The organism is Streptomyces sp. UH6 (assembly GCF_013421635.1).
Classification (GTDB): Bacteria; Actinomycetota; Actinomycetes; order Streptomycetales; family Streptomycetaceae; genus Streptomyces; species Streptomyces abyssomicinicus.
Map to the genome: position 1 here is coordinate 1 of NZ_JACADT010001422.1, position 1054 is coordinate 1054.

General features: G+C 74.2%; 2 protein-coding genes. Both read right to left on the reverse strand.

The features are described from left to right. Positions 1-761: squalene/phytoene synthase family protein (locus tag HW445_RS32320; RefSeq protein WP_180224300.1), on the reverse strand; the 761-nt coding region annotated here is incomplete at its 3' end. Further along, positions 758-1054 (reverse strand): squalene/phytoene synthase family protein (locus tag HW445_RS32325; protein WP_180224301.1); only part of this gene is annotated, 297 nt, incomplete at its 5' end. The genes HW445_RS32325 and HW445_RS32320, both read right to left, overlap by 4 nt.

The following is a 1054-nucleotide window of genomic DNA, read 5'->3' on the forward strand; positions in this document are numbered from 1 at the left end:
CTGCGCCGGTCGAGCATGGGCAGCAGCCGGTAGCCCTCGGCGAACAGGGCGCGGGCCCTGTGCACCTCGAAGTGCACGAGCCCGGCGAAGTCGGAGCCGGCGGGCGGCAGCGGGCCGTCGAAGCCGGCCGAGCAGCCGAACTTGGCCAGGTCCTCGGCGGGCAGGTAGGTGCGGCCGCCCTCGGCGTCCTCGCGCAGGTCGCGCAGGATGTTGGTGAGCTGGAGCGCGAGGCCGAGCGTGTCGGCGTACTCGGCCGCGCGGCCGGCCTCGGGCGCCCCGGGGTCGGCGCCGAAGACGCCGAGCGAGAGACGGCCGATCGCGCCCGCCACGCACCGGCAGTACAGCGCCAGGTCGTCCCAGGTCTCGTAGGTCGCGCCGTGGACGTCCATCACCACGCCGTCGATCAGCTCGTCCAGTCCGCCCAGCGGTATCGGGAAGACGCGTGCCGCGTGCGCCAGGGCCACCGCCACCGGGTCGGTGTCGTAGTCGTCGATCCCGCCCTCGCGGATCCGGGCGAGCAGTGCCCGTGTCTCGTCCAGGCGGACCGCCTTGACCTCGGGCGGCAGGTCGCCGTCGCCGATGTCGTCGACGCGCCGGGAGAAGGCGTAGAGCGCCGACATGGCGCGTCGTTTGCCCTCGGGCAGCAGCCGGATGCCGTAGGCGAAGTTGCGCGCCTGTTGTCCGGTGACGGTCTCGCAGTAGCTGTAGGCGGCGAGCACCGGCGCGGACACGTCCCGCTCGGGGTCCACGGTCGGGATCACCTCTCTCCTCGCAGGATCACGCCCGCCTCACGCAGCAGGCGTACCTTGCCGGCCCTCGGCGGGCCGGGCAGCACGTCGAACCCGGCGGCGGCGACGGCGGCGAGCGCCGCCCGGCCGCCGGCGGTGAATCCGGCCAGCAGCAGCCGCAGCCGGCCGGACACGCTCGCGACCAGGGGCACGCCCTCGTCCAGCAGCGTCCGCGCGCGGTCGGCCTCGAAGGCGATCAGCGCCCGGACCGACGCGTTGGCCGTGGGTGCGGCGAGATCGGTCTCGTCGACGTGAAAGCGTTTCAT